Origin of the sequence: Staphylococcus sp. EG-SA-14 (assembly GCF_017151935.1) — a bacterium.
GTDB lineage: Bacteria > Bacillota > Bacilli > Staphylococcales > Staphylococcaceae > Staphylococcus > Staphylococcus aureus.
The window spans coordinates 24,076-41,491 of the sequence record NZ_JACVZM010000023.1; the positions used below are offsets into that span (position 1 = coordinate 24,076).

A 17,416-nucleotide genomic window follows, 5' to 3' on the forward strand; every position below is an offset into this window, starting at 1 on the left:
GAAAGTTGATAACAATTTGGAGGACCAAACGACATGAAAATCACCATTTTAGCTGTAGGGAAACTAAAAGAGAAATACTGGAAGCAAGCCATAGCAGAATATGAAAAACGTTTAGGCCCATACACCAAGATAGACATCATAGAAGTTCCAGACGAAAAAGCACCAGAAAATATGAGCGACAAAGAAATCGAGCAAGTAAAAGAAAAAGAAGGCCAACGAATACTAGCCAAAATTAAACCACAATCAACAGTCATTACATTAGAAATACAAGGAAAGATGCTATCTTCCGAAGGATTGGCCCAAGAGTTGAATCAACGCATGACCCAAGGCCAAAGCGACTTTGTATTCGTCATTGGCGGATCAAACGGCCTACACAAAGACGTCTTACAACGCAGTAACTACGCACTATCATTCAGCAAAATGACATTTCCACATCAAATGATGCGGGTTGTGTTAATTGAGCAAGTGTATAGAGCGTTTAAGATTATGCGTGGAGAAGCGTACCATAAATAAAACTAAAAAATAGGTTGCGTAGTACATATTATGAAATAATTCATTAGATAAAGGAGAAATTGTTAATGACCATGTTTCGTGAGGCATTAATATGGCTAGTACTCCTAGTATTTAATTTAATAAACACGTTCTTAGTGATTATAGGGAAAACACAATTATTTAAAGTTCCACTATGGAGTACTTGGCTATTATGGGGAATTATTACGATCATTATACTAGGTATTTTATTCTTTAGAAAATATCTACAAAAAACGTATTCTCTAACTAATATAAATTCCGATAAAAAGTTTAAAGACGGTGAGTTCTTTGTACAAATCCCTTTATACATCATTGAGAATCAAAGCAATGTTATATACGGTAACGAGACAATAACGTATAAACCTGTTTTTGTTAATATATTTCATAAATTATTGAGTCTCTTTGGTGTTCAAACAAAATATAGTGTATATATGAATTCTAGTGAGAACAATGTAAAAGTAATTCGTAAACATGTGGTAGCGAATAAACATCAATATACGATGTATTTGAATGATGAAGAAGTAGGCATACTTGAGATGAAACAGTTCTTCAAAAGTGGGGGAAAGCAACAAATTCCTTATACGTTTAATTACAAATCTGAGTTATTTGATGTAAGCAATCCGTTTTTTAGTAATGAAACCAAAATTACATTTGAGAATGAAGTATTATTAACCGCAAAGCGTAGTTTTTTAGATATTTCAAAAAGTAAACTGACTAAAAAACGTGGGGAAAAACACAATATACACATTCACAGTACTAGAGTAGAGAAAGAAATATTAATAGCCATTTACTTACAATGCATGATAAACAAGCAAACACAATAAATGAAGTATAGGTGTAGTATAAATGAATCAAAATAATAATTGATTTAACCATTAACGAATAAAGATTTTAGTACAAATATACCCTATTATCATAACTGCTAAAAAAGATAGTGAAGGCAACAAAACAAACCATATTGACATACATCTCTCTCCTTACTCACCATGTTTTTTATTTAAAATCTAAACATATGATTAAAAGTGCTAGATGATTTTAAATACAGTTTAACAAAAATAATTTAAAATGAAATAACTCACAATTGATATATTAAAATTTGTATAAAAGGTTTAAAGATAAAGTAAGTTATATATCACTCACTTGGAAATGAATTGACTAAGAATGTTATAATGCAAATGAGTAGAGGAGAGTGTTTATGAAAAAGATAATATTATTAGCTAGTCTATTGGGTTTGTCTTTTATGTTAGTAGCTTGTGGAACATCGGGAGAACAGAAAGAACCTTCTAAAGATAGTCAAAAGTCAGAGAAATATACATATGAGTATTATGAAGTGCTAAATAATGGTTCAGAAGATACACCCAATGTGGAAATAAAATATAAAGATAAAAATGGTAAATCACATTTACAAAAGACGGATTTAGAACACGTTTATGAACATATTTTAAATGATGGAAATAAAAAGCCTTATATAATTAAAGATGGCAAAAAGATTCATGTCTATCGTCCACCATATATGATTTATGGCGATGACGATATTGAAGGACAAGTTACTGCTAAAGATGAAGTGTCTAAAGAGTAAGAGGTGAGTTGGTGAAGCATAAAGTATTAAAAATGATAAGTATAATGATAATCTTTAATGTGACCTCGCTTTGTATATTGTCTACAAACTTAGAAGCTGTAACCTCAAGCACTAGTAGCTCAAGTTCGAGTAGTAGTTCGTCATCTTCTGCGGTTAGAAGTTCAACGTCTTCAAGTTCGTCAATGAGTCGTTCAAGTACGATGAATGCTTCACGAGTTGCAAAACAATCAAGTCAGCGTGCAGCTCAACAAGCTAGTCGAACAAACAGTATTACATATAATAATAAGGCATCAAAATTTAAACAAGACACTGGTAAAATTCAATCTCAACAAGCACGATCAATGGTTTCTACAAGACATCGATATAGACCAGGGGCCTCATATGCGTCACAATTTATGGCTACTTCATATTATAATAATTGGTTATATTTTTATTTTATTACATCCGGTATGTATAAAAATAAAACCAATCATGTTGAATACCAAAAAAACATGTTGAAACAACAAATGAAAGCGCATGAGAAATTATATACCATTACCGTTCAAACTAATAAAGGCAAACGTTTAGTTGTTGTCCCGAAAAAGCAATACGATGAAATTAAAAATGGTGAGAAAGTGAAAATTAAAAATAGTGCATTACAATAACTCACATTGAGTAGTCCAACGTTCTTAATAGAAGGGAGTTTTAGTAAAGTTTGTTCATCATTTTAAAACTCTGTAATAGTCTAAAATGACATATTAAAAAAAGGGTTCTGTTGCAAAGTAAAAAAATATAGCTAACCACTAATTTATCATGTCAATGTTTGCTTAACTTGCTAGCATGATGCTAATTTCGTGGCATGGCGAAAATCCGTAGATCTGAAGAGATCTGCGGTTCTTTTTATATAGAGCGTAAATACATTCAATACCTTTTAAAGTATTCTTTTCTGTATTGATACTTTGATACCTTGTCTTTCTTACTTTAATATGACGGTGATCTTGCTCAATGAGGTTATTCAGATATTTCGATGTACAATGACAGTCAGGTTTAAGTTTAAAAGCTTTAATTACTTTAGCCATTGCTACCTTCGTTGAAGGTGCCTGATCTGTAATTACCTTTTGAGGTTTACCAAATTGTTTAATGAGACGTTTGATAAACGCATATGCTGAATGATTATCTCGTTGCTTACGCAACCAAATATCTAATGTATGTCCCTCTGCATCAATGGCACGATATAAATAGCTCCATTTTCCTTTTATTTTGATGTACGTCTCATCAATACGCCATTTGTAATTAGCTTTTTTATGCTTTTTCTTCCAAATTTGATATAAAATTGGGGCATATTCTTGAACCCAACGGTAGACCGTTGAATGATGAACGTTTACACCACGTTCCCTTAATATTTCAGATATATCACGATAACTCAATGCATATCTTAGATAGTAGCCAACGGCTACAGTGATAACATCCTTGTTAAATTGTTTATATCTGAAATAGTTCATACAGAAGACTCCTTTTTGTTAAAATTATACTATAAATTCAACTTTGCAACAGAACCTCTTAATCTTATTGGATACAATAACTAACTTAAACACATTATCTACAAGTAAAAACTTGTAAAAAGAACATGTGTTCTTAATTAGTGTATAATTAGTTTAAATTGATTATGGGGTGATGTAATGAATGAGAGTAATCAAATTATATTCGATCATATAACAAAGGCTATTGAAAATATGAAAAATAAAGGCTGGGAAACAAGGTATGGGCAAGAAACTTTAATGTATGATGTATTTGATGCTTATGATTCAAGAGAAAATTTAATAGTAGAAGCGCAAGTAGGTATAGGAAAATCATTTGGATATTTAATTCCTGGTATATTGATTTCAAAAAGTACTAAAAAACCTTTAATTGTAACGACTTCCTCAATTCAATTAACTGAGCAACTAGTCAATGATATACAGCAAGTTGAAGAAATTTTACATATATCTGTTGATTGTATAGTAGGTAAAGGTGTAACTAACTATCCTTGTTTTAAAGAAATTCATCGTAAAAATTTAAGTAAATTAAATTTAATGGAGGCTTTAGATATAGCAAATAATGGTTTAACAAAACAAACTGTACGTGAGACTAATTTAAAATGGAATCAAATATCTACCAATAATTGTATTATGAGTAAATGTCACTATAAAAATGAATGCGCTTATTTTAAAATGAGAAATAAGTTAAAAGAGGGAAATAGATATATTAGACTCAATGAATATAAGCCGAAAGTCATAATCGTTAATCAAGATATGTTAATGATGAATTTTAAAAAGTTAACCTTTGGAAAAGAGAGTTTAATCTATGATGATCCTTGTATGCTAATCGTAGATGAAGTTCACAACTTAGAAGAGAAACAACGTGCTAACATGACTAAAACTATTAACTCTAAAACTGTGATAAATAAAATAAAAGAAGGCGCAAACCGAGTTGGTAGTAGATCTCGGTATTTAAAAAATATAAAAATGATTGAAGATTGGTTTAATCTTCAAAAGGATAGTGCCAAAAGTGAGATATACAAAAATGGTAATTGTTTATCTACTGGACGAGTTGATATAAAACCTGTTAGTCATCATCAAATGGCCAAATTAATTAGTATGACAAAGGAAATAGTTGAAGAATTCGATGTTAATAATATTGTTGTATTTAAACAATCTTCGTTAGTTAGTAATGAACAATTAGAAATAGCTAATAATCTGTTAACATTATTTAAAAATCTTCAAAATAACAGCGACAAATATATATTTTGGACTGAAATAACTAAGCAAGACCAAATTGATATTTCATTTTGTCCCAATAATATTGCTGAAACACTTAGAAAAACAGTTTTTAGTACAAGTTACCCAGTTGTATGTCTTTCTGCAACAATTACTAATAAAACTAATAATGAAAATAGCTATGAGTACATTAAAGAAATAATTGGTTTTAAAGGCTATGAGGAAGATATTAAGTATAATGATTTTCCGTACAAGGAAAGCAGGCTCTACATACCTCCAAACTTACCAAAATTTGATAAACGTGATGTTAAATATTATGAAGAAATAGGTAAACATATTTTTGAATTGGCAAGCCAAAATAAGGGAGGCACTTTGATATTGTTTACTGCTAAAGATGACATTGACGGTGTATATAATGATTTATCAAAAAGGAAATTTAATAAAACTATCTATGTAGATGATGGTAGTAAAAGTCAAAATGAAATTATTGAATCATTTAAAAAAACTAAAGGTGTAATATTGGGTACGGGAGTATTTTGGGAAGGAATAGACTTAAAAAATGAATTATTAACATTATTAGTTATTGTCAGATTACCTTTTCCTACGATTGATCCAATTACAAAATATAAGATTACTAAATTAAATGATAGTAATGAAGCAGTTATAGTTCCTGAAATGATAATTAAACTGAAACAAGGTGTAGGAAGATTAGTAAGAACAAAGCAGGATAAAGGTTTATTAGTGTTATTAGATTCAAGAATGAATAAACCCATTTATAAGCATAAAGAAGCAGTATTAGATGCATTACCAATTAAAAATATGATTCATAAAGATGAAGTCAAAGATTTCCTTAATAACATTTAAAGTAAGTAGTAATAGTTATCCAATATTTTCTAGTTGATTCTCTTATAATATGTCCAATTAAGTGTAGACGATTCAAGATGATATTGAGGGAAGGATGAGAATGTGTCTTTTAGGTAGCTCATTTGATGATAACCTTAAACATAATATTTACTTTCATCCTGCTGAAAAAAGAGGTTACAGTTTCAAGCCGATAGAATACATTGGGCTATATAAAGACAAAGCAATAAAAGCTATCGGAAAAGTAGACAAAGTAATAGTGACGGAAATAAATGAGAGCTCATTATCCTTGAAGACAGTTTATCCTGTAGGTACTGAGTTATCGATTGATGAGTATGAAATAGTTAAAAATAAAATAATGGTGCTTGGGAAAGAAAAGTGGACTAATCTATTGAACGAACCCCATTATTATTACTTAATTGAAGATTTTATAGAGACAGACTACAAGAAAACATCTAAAGGTGGATCGATGGGAGTTAAGTATTTTAATGTGAATGAAATTTTGAATAGGGATTGCTTAACCACCGAACAAATCGCTAAAGAATTATGTAATAAAGATTGGGAATGATAAATAGTGAATGAAGCTATAATGCAATAATGTATGTATAACATAATCAAGTAATGAAATTAATGATAAGGGAGTATGGAGTAAAGAATTGAATTAGTTTGCATGGTCTATGTATCTTAAAGGTGTTGAAGGAGATACACCGAAGTATGCAGTACCAATTCTTGAAACAGACTTTAGTGATTTACCATCTACACATACGACAGTCGGATCACTTGATCGGTTTCGAGATAAGACAATGAGCATTAACAGAAGCGGGAGTAACTGTTGAATTCCATTTATATCCAGTTAGATACTAGAGTTTGAAGTGATAAATCTTGATTCGGATGCTGAAATAAGTAAAAGAGCAGTTACTGAATATAATATAAGTATAAATATGCCACTAGATATTTTAAGGGGTATTTATTCACTTTTATAAAATCATCTGCTAAGATAGTGTGGAAGATTTTTATAGGAGCTGATTATAATGCGACATATAAATATGTCATACATCATACGCTATAGTACTCTAACTCAAAGATAAGAAGTACTTAGTTATGAATAGCATTCATTTCACAAAGTACTTCAACAAAAATGGAGGAATATGAAATGAATAAAATAGAAGTGTATAAGTTTGTTAAAGTAAAGCAGTTAGTATATCAATTGATTAAGTTATATCGTACAAACGATATGAATTCCCATAAAACACAAAAAGATTTTTTACTAAATGAAATTAATGATATCTTTAAAGAAAAAGATATTGATATCTCGGACTTTATTACATCGATTGACGATGTAAAATTAACTAAGAAAAAAGCAGAACATCTTTTAAATGAATTAAAAGTGTACATCCAAGATTTTGAAATACCTTCATCAAGTCAACTGGAGAAAATTTTTCGTAAAGTAAAAAAATTAAAGAGACCAGATATAAATTTAATTGATACAAAAGAAATTTCATATTTAGGATGGAATGATAATTCTTCTAACCGAAAATATATCGTTTATAAAAATTTAGATGATAAATTCGAAGGTATATATGGCGAAATTTCACCAAATAAAGTAAAAGGATTCTGTAAAATTTGTAATCAGGAATCCGATACATCACTCTTTCTCAATAAAACTAAACATAATAAGAGTAGTGGAACATATACTAAAAAAGGAGATTACATTTGTTATGACAGTTTTAAATGTAATCAGAACCTAGATGATATAAATAATCTTTACGAATTTATTGTTAAAATAAAATAGATTCAAACAGCCCTGATCTTTAGAACTAATGATCAGGGTTGTTATATTTTGTACCTCACTCTTAATCGATACGCTGAAGCTTATCACAAATAAAACTAAAAAATTGGTAAGTAGATGAAGAGTGTAAATCAGAGTAATTAATAATAATGTATCAAATTTAAACAAAGGGGTCTTTAAGTATGAATTTAAGAGGTCATGAAAATAGGCTTAAATTTCTTGAGAAATATGATGTGACACCTATATCACATTTAAAATTATTAGAAGATCAAAAGAAAGACGGTGAAGGTGGCATACTGACAGATAGCTATTACTGTTTTTCATACAGCTTAAAAGGTAATTCTAAAAAAGTTTTAGGTACGTTTAATTGTGGTTATCATATTGCTGAAGACTTACTAAAATTATCAAATCAAGACAAATTACCTTTATTTAACCCGTTTAAAGTAATTAATGAAGGTAATCAATTGCAGGAAGTAGCGAATAAAGGTAATTTAGATATTAATAGGCAAAGAAAACAGTATAATGAAGTAGCTTTACAGCTTTCAAATGCTATAAATTTAATCATATTTTGTTATGAGGGTAATATTAAAGAACCACTTTCAACAATAAAACACGAAACCGATAAATATTATTATAGTAAACCATATGATCGTAAAATTAAAGCAGTAAATACTATTATCGGTAATTTGTTTGATAAGAAATTAGTTGAGAAAATATCTGAAATTAATGGAAATCAGGAAATTAGAAAATTTGATTTTTCATTACTCACTGATGTAATTAAAAAACACGAGATACAAAATAATTTTGAATAATAAGTGGATGTAAGAAGATATTAAATATTGAAGCTAGTATTAAGGATATTCAAAATATTATAAATTATTTTACTGAATGTGGCGTGAATAATAAGTATTATGAGAGTGAGAAAAGAAGTAGTCTAGGAAAGTTAGTAAGTGTTATTGGACACGAAGAAAATGTTAGAAATCCAAAATAACCTGAATTAGATTTTGAAGATTTCATATCTGAATGTATAAGTGAAAAACAAAAAAGAATTAGACATAAACTAGGAGGCAGAGTATGATGTCATCGAATGAGATAGTAAAAAAATTATATTCAAAGGAAGATATTCGCATAGAATTAGAGCTCACTCCACATAAGTTTAAAAAAAGAATGGAAACCATTACTAAGCTTTTTAAAATTGATATGAAAATTTTTCACAATTACAAAGGCCAAGATAAAAATAATCAATACACATTTAATGGCGTCGCAAAAGAATTAATAAAGGTGCTACTAAAAAGTATTGACTATTACCCAGTGGATATAAATTCCAAAGCTTTTAAACAAAACGGAAAATCTAAAAAAGAGATGATTGAAAATATAAAAGCATCTAGTTACATGGAATATACTTATCAGTTAATGAAATCTATCAATGAAATTAAATACAAAAGATTAATTGCAGACATACATACGAAAGACGTATATCAAAATACTAAAGCATGGTTAAGTATTGGTGAATCAATTAATAAAAAGGAACAAGAATTATACCAATATATGACACCTTTGCCCATACATAAAAGAATTGAGCTACAAAATGAAGTATTAAAATCTATAGATGAAACGATTTTTCAATTTATGGCAAAAGAACGTAGAAACACCCAAATAAAAGAAAATAATGAATTAGAAGAATACACAAATGCAATAAAAGAAGGTAAGTATCCCAAAAAGGATTACGAATTAAACCACCTATTATACGAGAAAAATGAAATGCCATTAGATAGCTTAATTAAAGATGTATGGGACTATGATGAAACAGAGTATATGGAGCTTGATTGGTTAATTGCAGATATGCTAAAACGTTCACAAAGAGCTGATAGTAATTTTATCGAAAGTTTAGATAAGAAAAACAAATTGAGAAAAAATATTCATAAAGAATCTATTAAAAGTATATCTAAGTTGATTGATCATGAATTGGTTAAAAATAATAGAAAGTGGGACGTAGCAGAATTTTATAAAAATCAACAATTTTGGAACAATAGTACATTAAGACGTAGCTCTCAAAATTTTGGGATTTTATATTACAAAAAAAATAGGTTACATACAATGAACCAAAGTAATATTATTAAAAAAATAAAAATTATCGAGGCTAATATAGAGAGTGCAAATAAACAGCCGAGCTATTTAGATTTCTTTTTACAAGCTAAGTTTGACTTAGAGAGGTTAGAAAGTGAATTAATGAAATATAGCATTAATCCGAAATATTTTAATAAGATAAATAGTGATTACGTAAGATATGCTATTGAAGATGTACATAATGCAATTATTAAAATTGACAGATATATAAGTAACGATAAAGTGAAGTTAAACTATTCAAATGCCCAAATGGTAGTGAGAAACGAAATAACAGAACAAGGAAGCTACTTTGTAAACCAGGCATTGAATACACTGTCAAAGGTAGAAGAGTCTGGCTACAGCTTTGATAATTTCATGGTAGGACCTTTCGTAGAAGACTTTAAAAAAGCAATTAAAAATCGTAGATTTGGTTCTAAAACAGATTAAGATTGTTTTTTAGAGTTAAACATAAGAATAAATTTAAATAAAAAAACAAACCCAACAAACCTTGTTATATCAACGTTTGTTGGGTTTATTTTTTTTGGTGATTTTTTAATAACTCAATTACACCTTAGTATAATATTGCTAAATTATACATTGTCGAGGCCAAGACAAATAAAAAATTAAAGCAAAAGTTAGCGCGCAACTTTCTGCCATAAAGGAGCAGATTTATATGGAGACAAGAGACAAACTGATGTCATTGACTCAAAGTGACAAAACCCAACAATGGTTAATGGACAAATCATCTAACCAAACTGATGTTCAACAATTGCAGCAACAATTCAGTCAGCAGCTTGACCAACAATATAATGCACTTTTAGCTGATGAACAAGCTAAATTAGATCAATATGTGGAAGTCCATCATGAATTGGAAGCATTAAAGGAAGAAATTGAAGCAGAACCTATTACACTTAATATTGATAAATTACCCGATATCAAAGCGATAATGCTTGAAAAGGCTAAGAACAATGAACATTCTGATAAAATCGAACAGTTATTTGATAGATTAGATCAGTCATTAAATGGTACGAATCGATTATATACACAATTATCGTTGATTGGTACACGAACACATCGAATCACAACTAAAAATTTTAATATTCAGGGCTTACCTAAAGCAGTCCAATGCACGATTTTACCTTCAAAATATAAGAAGGTATATACTGTCGATTTTAAATCATTTGAACCTTCGGTTGTTGCGTACATGACTCAAGATTCAAAACTGATTGACTTTTTAAATCAGAAAGACGGATTGTATGACGCATTGCTAAGTGAATTAGGCTTATCATATGAGCTACGAGTATTTGTTAAACGTGCATTTATTGGTTCGTTTCTATTTGGTGGCAACTTCGATAGCCCTAAATTCAAGTTGAAACAATATGTAAGTGAAGTGCAATGGTTGGATGCGGTCAGCCAATTTACAAAAGTCATTGAACTTAAGAAACAAATCGAAGAGCATAAAACCATTCCTATGCCTTATGGCATTGAACATGATATGAGCGCATTTCAAGGTAGCAGTATTATGGCATTTTATGTACAAACTGTAGCGAGTTATGTTTTCAAGCATATTCTGTTGGAAGTGTACAAAGCACAATGCGAACAAAAAACGTTCAAGATTATAGTGCCGATACACGATGCGATTATGATTGAATGTGATGATGAAGTAACTGCACGTGATGTTGCTCAGCTAATGAAAAGTACAGCTAACCAGTTGTTCAATGATGAATTTGCACATGTGACAGTGGAAGAACTGGGAGGTGAGGGCCATGAATAATGATAGAGGACAAAGTTTACAAATACCAAGTAGTACACCACTCAAAGAAAATTATATATATGTAGCTACGTTATATTCTGTGAGAGAAACAAATTTCTCAGGTGATGTGAAACATCAATTCACATATGAAATTGAAGTGAATAATCAGATCGTATATGTGAATCGTAATATCTCAACACAAAAGACAGCTAAGCAGTTGTCAATCAATGATTGGCTTAAACGTCACAGTAATTATAGCTCCACTCATGAGAATTATGACCCTTATATTGATAGAAAGCATTTAATCCATGTAGGTTGCTTTAACGGTAATTACTATGTACAAGATGTAGCATCATTAAATGAAGATGGAGGATTATTATAATGAATCATATATTACAAATGTTATCTAAGCTATTAAGTGTGGCTAAGGAGGCAATCGACCGTCAAGGTCTGATTGCTATCCTAACCATTAGTGTTGGAAATGATGATGAAATAGACAAGTCTGAACAAGCTATAACGGTGTATAACGAGCTTATCGATAAGCTACAGCTTAACATTCCTAAAGATGTCGACTATAGACCTAACATATACAGTTATTTTGGCATTCAAAAAAAGCCAAATGACACAATATTAGTGGAAATGATGATAAGTATTTTTCATATCAAGCGTTTTGATTCAGAGTTGTTTATTTTCAAAGATATAGGTTGGCAAAAGGTAAATGAAGATGAATTACAAGGGTTGATATCTAAAATGATACAAGTGTTGTTAATAGATTATAAACCTTCACTAAGTACTCTGACAAACATAGTGAATGGCTTACAAAAATCAACAGATGTAGAAGAGCTTATTGAGGATAAGCAGTATATTGGTTGCGGTCCTAGCATGTTTAATCTAAATACATTTGAAGTTGTTAAAAACTGTATAGATATATTCCCTAAAACACGCTTGAATATAGAAATAGATAAAGGTGATGTTATAAATGAAAATATACCTGACCACTTCAGTAAATACATGCTAGAGCTTGCTAACTTTGATACCGATTTAAAGCACTTTCTGATACAGCATACAGCAATACTGCTTACTGCTAATACCAAACTACGAAGAGGTTTGATTCTGCATGGCGCTGCTAATAATGGAAAATCAGTATATATAAAGTTGTTGAAATCATTCTTTCATCAAAATGACGTTATATCAAAAACGCTAAACGAACTTGGTGGACGTTTTGATAAAGAAAGCTTAATTGGGAAACGATTAATGGCAAGTGATGAAATTGGTGAGGCAAGAATCAATGAGAAGGTAGTAAATGACTTTAAGAAGTTACTTTCAGTTGAACCTATCCATGTTGATAGAAAGGGACAGACACAAGTAGAAGTCACATTAGATTTAAAACTGATTTTTAATACTAATGCTGTACTAAACTTTCCATCTGAGCACGCAAAAGCATTAGAGCGTAGAATTGCTGTTATTCCATGTGAATATTATGTTGAAAAAGCTGATCCCGACTTAATTGAAAAGTTACAGGATGAAAAGAAAGAAATCTTTCTTTACTTGATGTATGTGTATCAACAGATTGTAAAAGCAGATATCGAGTACCTTGAAAATAGCCGTGTCACTGAAATTACTCACGATTGGTTAAATTTTGGATATGAATTTGTTTCTAGCAGGTCCGTAAGTATTCCAAATCAGAAAGCATGTATTAATTTACTCCGAAAACTTACAGCAATTAAACCAGGGTCACGTATCAAAGTGTCTAGGCTAAATGAGGTTATTAGAGATGAAATTAAAGTAAGCTCTCAAGTTATTAATGATTTGGTTCAAGCTAACTTTAATGTACAAAGTAGACTAAATAATGGTTATAAGTATTGGATCGATTTAGGATGGAAAGAAACTGATAAAAAAGATGACATGATTTCATTCGATGAAAATGAGAATGTAACAGATGATGAGTTCTTATACGAAGATGATTTGAACTTAGGTTGGGAGGACTTTGACGATGAATAATGAACAAATTGAAGCATTTGTAGAAGTGCTTGTACCTATCATAGAAGAACGTATCAATAAAGGTAATTAAGGCTAATTACGTACTACAGGCAGTTGCCTGTAGTACTCATATGATTAAGTGGTAAAAGTGATAAAAATGAAACGAAATTATAAATATATATTATCTATATGTTGTTACAAGACCGATAGTCTGTAGCAATAATCTAATAAAAGGAGCGGTATGATATGAAGGGTAAAATTGCACTTTATTCACGCGTTAGTACGTCAGAGCAGTCGGAGCATGGGTACTCAATCCATGAGCAGGAACAAGTACTCATCAAAGAAGTTGTGAAAAATTTCCCAGGTTATGACTATGAGACATATACTGACTCAGGCATTTCAGGTAAAAATATTGAAGGTCGTCCGGCAATGAAACGTCTATTACAAGATGTTAAGGATAATAAAATCGAAATGGTGTTAAGTTGGAAATTGAATCGTATCTCACGATCAATGAGAGACGTGTTTAATATTATTCATGAATTCAAAGAACATGATGTAGGGTATAAATCGATTTCTGAGAATATTGATACATCCAATGCTTCTGGAGAAGTACTCGTTACAATGTTTGGGTTAATAGGATCTATAGAACGCCAGACTTTGATTTCGAATGTGAAACTTTCTATGAATGCTAAGGCAAGGAGCGGAGAGGCAATCACCGGTCGTGTTTTAGGCTACAAATTATCACTTAATCCACTTACACAGAAAAATGATTTGGTTATCGATGAAAATGAAGCTAATATTGTACGTGAAATTTTCGATTTATATTTGAATCATAATAAAGGCCTCAAAGCCATTACAACCGTACTTAATCAAAAGGGGTATCGTACTATTAATCAAAAGCCATTTTCAGTGTATGGTGTTAAATACATTTTGAATAATCCAGTCTATAAAGGCTATGTCAGATTCAATAACCATCAAAACTGGGCTGTACAGCGAAGAAGTGGCAAAAGTGATAAAAATGATGTGATATTGGTCAAAGGTAAACATGAAGCCATTATAAGTGAAGAGGTATTTGATAAAGTTCATGAAAAATTAGCTTCTAAAAGTTTTAAACCGGGCAGACCTATTGGTGGAGATTTCTACTTACGTGGCCTTATTAAATGCCCAGAATGCGGAAATAATATGGTATGTCGACGGACGTATTATAAAACGAAAAAGTCCAAAGAACGGACAATCAAGCGTTATTACATTTGTTCCTTATTCAATCGTTCAGGGAGTTCTGCATGTCACAGTAATTCCATCAATGCTGAAGTCGTCGAGCGTGTAATTAATGTTCATTTGAATCGTATTCTGTCTCAACCAGATATTATCAAGCAGATTGCGTCAAATGTGATAGAAGAACTGAAACAAAAGCATAGTAACCAAACAGAAATTAAATATGACATTGATAGTTTAGAAAAACAAAAAGCTAAGCTTAAAACACAACAAGAACGATTGTTAGAATTGTTCTTAGATGATCAGATGGATAGCGAAATGTTAAAAGCTAAACAAAGTCAAATGAATCAACAGTTAGAAGTATTAGATCAACAAATTAAAGAAGCGCAACAAGCAAATCAATCACAGGATGAAATACCTAATTTTGATAAATTAAAAGGACGACTCATTTTGATGATAACACGATTCAGCGTGTACTTAAGAAAGGCTACACCCGAAGCTAAAAATCAACTTATGAAAATGTTAATTGATTCAATTGAAATTACGACAGATAAACAAGTAAAACTTGTAAGGTATAAAATTGACGAAAGTCTTATCCCTCAATCTTTGAAAAAAGATTGGGGGTCTTTTTTTATGCCCAAATTCCAATTTGAAATATATGGTCAAAATGATTATTTCATCGACCAAATTACCACTTTTACCACTTAGTTATTAGTGACAAAAGTGAGCGAAATGAAATAAAAATCAAATATATATTATCAAAATGATGTATCACATGCATACATCAATCAAATACATTAGGAGGTCATAACCATGACACTAGAACAACAACTCAAGCACTATATAACCAACTTATTCAATCTGCCAAGGGACGAAGTGTGGCACTGCGAATCTATCGAGGAAATCGCTGATGATATCTTACCCAATCAATATGTAAGACTTGGCCCACTCAGTAATAAAACACTTCAGACTAATACCTACTACTCTGACACACTTCATGAAAGTAATATCTATCCTTTCATTCTCTACTATCAGAAACAACTCATAGCCATCGGTTATATCGACGAAAATCACGATATGGATTTCTTATACCTACACAACACTATCATGCCTCTTTTGGATCAACGATACTTACTAACAGGAGGACAATAAAATGCATAAATACATCAAAATTACACAATTAGTCATTACAATACTAAGTGAAATCATCATTTGGATGAAAGAGTCAGAACGAAAGGAAGTCTCTTATGAATAGATATATCACCCGGGGTATCGCCAACAACTTACCTAATATCTTACAACACCAATTATGGCAACTCGTATCTGAGCGAGAACAAGAACAAACCAAAGATAATACTTCAGTAGATTATTTTCATATATTCCAGTTCAATAAGCATCGCAATCAATTATATATCAAACACAAACAAGAACGACCTGAATATGCGAAAATCCATAAAGCTAATTATTCAAAAGCAATCAATATCAATAAGGTCTACATTATTCGAGAAGATGATGTAGACCTTTCTTATTATGTCATGTTATTACCTGAAGAATACTAGAGGAGTGAAAATTATATGGAAACAATCAAAAGTACATTAAAAACAGAAGCCATATTCAGTGATGACAAACAACATCGCTATCTACTTAAGAAAACATGGAATAGTGAAAAACAATCAATCACAATCATTACAATGTATCCGCATTATGATGGCATTCTCAATATTGACCTAACGACCCAACTCATCATGAACAAAGTTTCAGAAATGGATGCATTTGGTTCAATCAATTTTGTGAATCTATACTCTAATATTACAACCCCTATCAATCTCAAACATTTAGAAAATGCGTATGATAAGCATACAGATATTCAAATTATGAAGGCAGTGAAAGAGTCAGATGAAGTGATATTAGCTTGGGGCGCTTACGCTAAAAAGCCCGGTGTTGAAGCACGTGTTAATGAAGTATTAGAGATGTTGAAACCACATAAAAAGAAAGTAAAACGACTCATGAATCCAGAAACCAATGAAATCATGCATCCCCTTAATTCGAAAGCACGTCAAAAATGGATATTAAAAGTATAGCAACTAAAATGTTTATTCACTATCCATGAAAATAATTGAATTTCATATATATCTTTTAATCTACAATATGATTAAAAGATATATTATTTGGTTCTGTTGCAAAGTAAAAAAATATAGCTAACCACTAATTTATCATGTCAGTGTTCGCTTAACTTGCTAGCATGATGCTAATTTCGTGGCATGGCGAAAATCCGTAGATCTGAAGAGACCTGCGGTTCTTTTTATATAGAGCGTAAATACATTCAATACCTTTTAAAGTATTCTTTGCTGTATTGATACTTTGATACCTTGTCTTTCTTACTTTAATATGACGGTGATCTTGCTCAATGAGGTTATTCAGATATTTCGATGTACAATGACAGTCAGGTTTAAGTTTAAAAGCTTTAATTACTTTAGCCATTGCTACCTTCGTTGAAGGTGCCTGATCTGTAATTACCTTTTGAGGTTTACCAAATTGTTTAATGAGACGTTTGATAAACGCATATGCTGAATGATTATCTCGTTGCTTACGCAACCAAATATCTAATGTATGTCCCTCTGCATCAATGGCACGATATAAATAGCTCCATTTTCCTTTTATTTTGATGTACGTCTCATCAATACGCCATTTGTAATAAGCTTTTTTATGCTTTTTCTTCCAAATTTGATACAAAATTGGGGCATATTCTTGAACCCAACGGTAGACCGTTGAATGATGAACGTTTACACCACGTTCCCTTAATATTTCAGATATATCACGATAACTCAATGTATATCTTAGATAGTAGCCAACGGCTACAGTGATAA

19 protein-coding genes are annotated in these 17,416 nt (G+C 30.8%); 17 read left to right on the forward strand and 2 right to left on the reverse strand.

What is annotated here, in order from left to right:
* Positions 1 to 33: 33 nt before the first annotated feature.
* The 4 genes from rlmH (at position 34) to IDG63_RS12065 (ending at position 2,754) form a co-directional block, all read left to right on the forward strand.
* On the forward strand, positions 34 to 513 hold the full coding sequence (gene rlmH, locus IDG63_RS12050) for a 23S rRNA (pseudouridine(1915)-N(3))-methyltransferase RlmH (protein ID WP_000704775.1): 480 nt from the start codon (positions 34 to 36) through the stop codon (positions 511 to 513).
* 65 nt (positions 514 to 578) lie between these two features.
* On the forward strand, positions 579 to 1,355 hold the full coding sequence (locus IDG63_RS12055; protein WP_031864347.1) for a hypothetical protein: 777 nt from the start codon (positions 579 to 581) through the stop codon (positions 1,353 to 1,355).
* A gap of 371 nt (positions 1,356 to 1,726) precedes the next feature.
* Complete coding sequence (locus IDG63_RS12060; RefSeq protein ID WP_031864346.1) at positions 1,727 to 2,110, forward strand: hypothetical protein; 384 nt, start codon at positions 1,727 to 1,729, stop codon at positions 2,108 to 2,110.
* Between the two features lie 11 nt (positions 2,111 to 2,121).
* Positions 2,122 to 2,754, forward strand: a complete 633-nt coding sequence (locus tag IDG63_RS12065; RefSeq protein WP_031864345.1) for a hypothetical protein — start codon at positions 2,122 to 2,124, stop codon at positions 2,752 to 2,754.
* Between the two features lie 162 nt (positions 2,755 to 2,916).
* Here IDG63_RS12065 and IDG63_RS12070 read toward each other — a convergent pair whose 3' ends face one another.
* The gene (locus IDG63_RS12070) at positions 2,917 to 3,591 is read right to left on the reverse strand and encodes an IS6-like element IS257 family transposase (RefSeq protein WP_053019966.1); all 675 of its coding nucleotides are present in this window, start codon (positions 3,589 to 3,591) and stop codon (positions 2,917 to 2,919) included.
* A 177-nt stretch (positions 3,592 to 3,768) separates the two neighbouring features.
* Between IDG63_RS12070 and IDG63_RS12075 the strand changes: the two genes are divergently transcribed.
* The 13 genes from IDG63_RS12075 (at position 3,769) to IDG63_RS12135 (ending at position 16,630) form a co-directional block, all read left to right on the forward strand.
* Complete coding sequence (locus IDG63_RS12075) at positions 3,769 to 5,709, forward strand: ATP-dependent DNA helicase (RefSeq protein ID WP_031864390.1); 1,941 nt, start codon at positions 3,769 to 3,771, stop codon at positions 5,707 to 5,709.
* A gap of 100 nt (positions 5,710 to 5,809) precedes the next feature.
* On the forward strand, positions 5,810 to 6,274 hold the full coding sequence (locus IDG63_RS12080) for a hypothetical protein (RefSeq protein WP_223289624.1): 465 nt from the start codon (positions 5,810 to 5,812) through the stop codon (positions 6,272 to 6,274).
* 109 nt (positions 6,275 to 6,383) lie between these two features.
* Positions 6,384 to 6,542, forward strand: a complete 159-nt coding sequence (locus IDG63_RS12085; protein WP_023604766.1) for a hypothetical protein — start codon at positions 6,384 to 6,386, stop codon at positions 6,540 to 6,542.
* A gap of 317 nt (positions 6,543 to 6,859) precedes the next feature.
* Positions 6,860 to 7,498 (forward strand): fusidic acid resistance EF-G-binding protein FusC, encoded by a 639-nt coding sequence (locus IDG63_RS12090; RefSeq protein ID WP_001033157.1) that lies wholly within the window; start codon positions 6,860 to 6,862, stop codon positions 7,496 to 7,498.
* A 179-nt stretch (positions 7,499 to 7,677) separates the two neighbouring features.
* Positions 7,678 to 8,307 (forward strand): hypothetical protein, encoded by a 630-nt coding sequence (locus tag IDG63_RS12095; RefSeq protein WP_031864392.1) that lies wholly within the window; start codon positions 7,678 to 7,680, stop codon positions 8,305 to 8,307.
* Between the two features lie 265 nt (positions 8,308 to 8,572).
* The gene (locus IDG63_RS12100; protein WP_031864393.1) at positions 8,573 to 10,048 is read left to right on the forward strand and encodes a DUF6038 family protein; all 1,476 of its coding nucleotides are present in this window, start codon (positions 8,573 to 8,575) and stop codon (positions 10,046 to 10,048) included.
* 226 nt (positions 10,049 to 10,274) lie between these two features.
* Positions 10,275 to 11,375 carry a DNA polymerase gene (locus IDG63_RS12105; RefSeq protein WP_031864394.1) on the forward strand — a complete coding sequence of 367 codons (1,101 nt, stop codon included), beginning with the start codon at positions 10,275 to 10,277 and terminating at the stop codon, positions 11,373 to 11,375.
* Positions 11,368 to 11,736: a hypothetical protein gene (locus IDG63_RS12110; RefSeq protein WP_031864395.1), complete on the forward strand. Its 369-nt coding sequence runs from the start codon at positions 11,368 to 11,370 to the stop codon at positions 11,734 to 11,736. The genes IDG63_RS12105 and IDG63_RS12110 overlap by 8 nt, the downstream gene beginning before the upstream one ends.
* Positions 11,736 to 13,355, forward strand: coding sequence for a DUF5906 domain-containing protein (locus IDG63_RS12115; protein WP_031864396.1), 1,620 nt, complete (start codon positions 11,736 to 11,738; stop codon positions 13,353 to 13,355). The genes IDG63_RS12110 and IDG63_RS12115 overlap by 1 nt, the downstream gene beginning before the upstream one ends.
* Before the next feature lie 225 nt (positions 13,356 to 13,580).
* Positions 13,581 to 15,257 (forward strand): cassette chromosome recombinase CcrC, encoded by a 1,677-nt coding sequence (gene ccrC, locus IDG63_RS12120; protein ID WP_000676596.1) that lies wholly within the window; start codon positions 13,581 to 13,583, stop codon positions 15,255 to 15,257.
* Between the two features lie 105 nt (positions 15,258 to 15,362).
* The gene (locus IDG63_RS12125; RefSeq protein WP_000171559.1) at positions 15,363 to 15,701 is read left to right on the forward strand and encodes an SAUGI family uracil-DNA glycosylase inhibitor; all 339 of its coding nucleotides are present in this window, start codon (positions 15,363 to 15,365) and stop codon (positions 15,699 to 15,701) included.
* 95 nt (positions 15,702 to 15,796) lie between these two features.
* Positions 15,797 to 16,108, forward strand: coding sequence for a DUF960 family protein (locus IDG63_RS12130; protein WP_001083109.1), 312 nt, complete (start codon positions 15,797 to 15,799; stop codon positions 16,106 to 16,108).
* A gap of 15 nt (positions 16,109 to 16,123) precedes the next feature.
* Positions 16,124 to 16,630: a DUF1643 domain-containing protein gene (locus tag IDG63_RS12135; RefSeq protein WP_000447786.1), complete on the forward strand. Its 507-nt coding sequence runs from the start codon at positions 16,124 to 16,126 to the stop codon at positions 16,628 to 16,630.
* A gap of 148 nt (positions 16,631 to 16,778) precedes the next feature.
* On the opposite strand, the gene IDG63_RS12140 is transcribed toward IDG63_RS12135, so the two are convergent.
* Positions 16,779 to 17,414 (reverse strand): IS6 family transposase, encoded by a 636-nt coding sequence (locus IDG63_RS12140; protein WP_048522621.1) that lies wholly within the window; start codon positions 17,412 to 17,414, stop codon positions 16,779 to 16,781.
* Between the last annotated feature and the right edge of the window lie 2 nt (positions 17,415 to 17,416).

Bases quoted from the DNA above. Each gene is read 5' to 3' on its own strand.
- IDG63_RS12090 (WP_001033157.1), top strand. From the start codon at position 6,860: ATGAATAAAATAGAAGTGTATAAGTTTGTTAAAGTAAAGCAGTTAGTA.
- IDG63_RS12085 (WP_023604766.1), top strand. From the start codon at position 6,384: ATGTATCTTAAAGGTGTTGAAGGAGATACACCGAAGTATGCAGTACCA.
- IDG63_RS12130 (WP_001083109.1), top strand. From the start codon at position 15,797: ATGAATAGATATATCACCCGGGGTATCGCCAACAACTTACCTAATATC.
- IDG63_RS12100 (WP_031864393.1), top strand. From the start codon at position 8,573: ATGTCATCGAATGAGATAGTAAAAAAATTATATTCAAAGGAAGATATT.
- IDG63_RS12105 (WP_031864394.1), top strand. From the start codon at position 10,275: ATGGAGACAAGAGACAAACTGATGTCATTGACTCAAAGTGACAAAACC.
- IDG63_RS12070 (WP_053019966.1), bottom strand. From the start codon at position 3,591: ATGAACTATTTCAGATATAAACAATTTAACAAGGATGTTATCACTGTA.
- IDG63_RS12080 (WP_223289624.1), top strand. From the start codon at position 5,810: ATGTGTCTTTTAGGTAGCTCATTTGATGATAACCTTAAACATAATATT.
- IDG63_RS12055 (WP_031864347.1), top strand. From the start codon at position 579: ATGACCATGTTTCGTGAGGCATTAATATGGCTAGTACTCCTAGTATTT.
- rlmH (WP_000704775.1), top strand. From the start codon at position 34: ATGAAAATCACCATTTTAGCTGTAGGGAAACTAAAAGAGAAATACTGG.
- IDG63_RS12135 (WP_000447786.1), top strand. From the start codon at position 16,124: ATGGAAACAATCAAAAGTACATTAAAAACAGAAGCCATATTCAGTGAT.
- IDG63_RS12095 (WP_031864392.1), top strand. From the start codon at position 7,678: ATGAATTTAAGAGGTCATGAAAATAGGCTTAAATTTCTTGAGAAATAT.
- IDG63_RS12075 (WP_031864390.1), top strand. From the start codon at position 3,769: ATGAATGAGAGTAATCAAATTATATTCGATCATATAACAAAGGCTATT.
- IDG63_RS12125 (WP_000171559.1), top strand. From the start codon at position 15,363: ATGACACTAGAACAACAACTCAAGCACTATATAACCAACTTATTCAAT.
- ccrC (WP_000676596.1), top strand. From the start codon at position 13,581: ATGAAGGGTAAAATTGCACTTTATTCACGCGTTAGTACGTCAGAGCAG.
- IDG63_RS12115 (WP_031864396.1), top strand. From the start codon at position 11,736: ATGAATCATATATTACAAATGTTATCTAAGCTATTAAGTGTGGCTAAG.
- IDG63_RS12110 (WP_031864395.1), top strand. From the start codon at position 11,368: ATGAATAATGATAGAGGACAAAGTTTACAAATACCAAGTAGTACACCA.
- IDG63_RS12060 (WP_031864346.1), top strand. From the start codon at position 1,727: ATGAAAAAGATAATATTATTAGCTAGTCTATTGGGTTTGTCTTTTATG.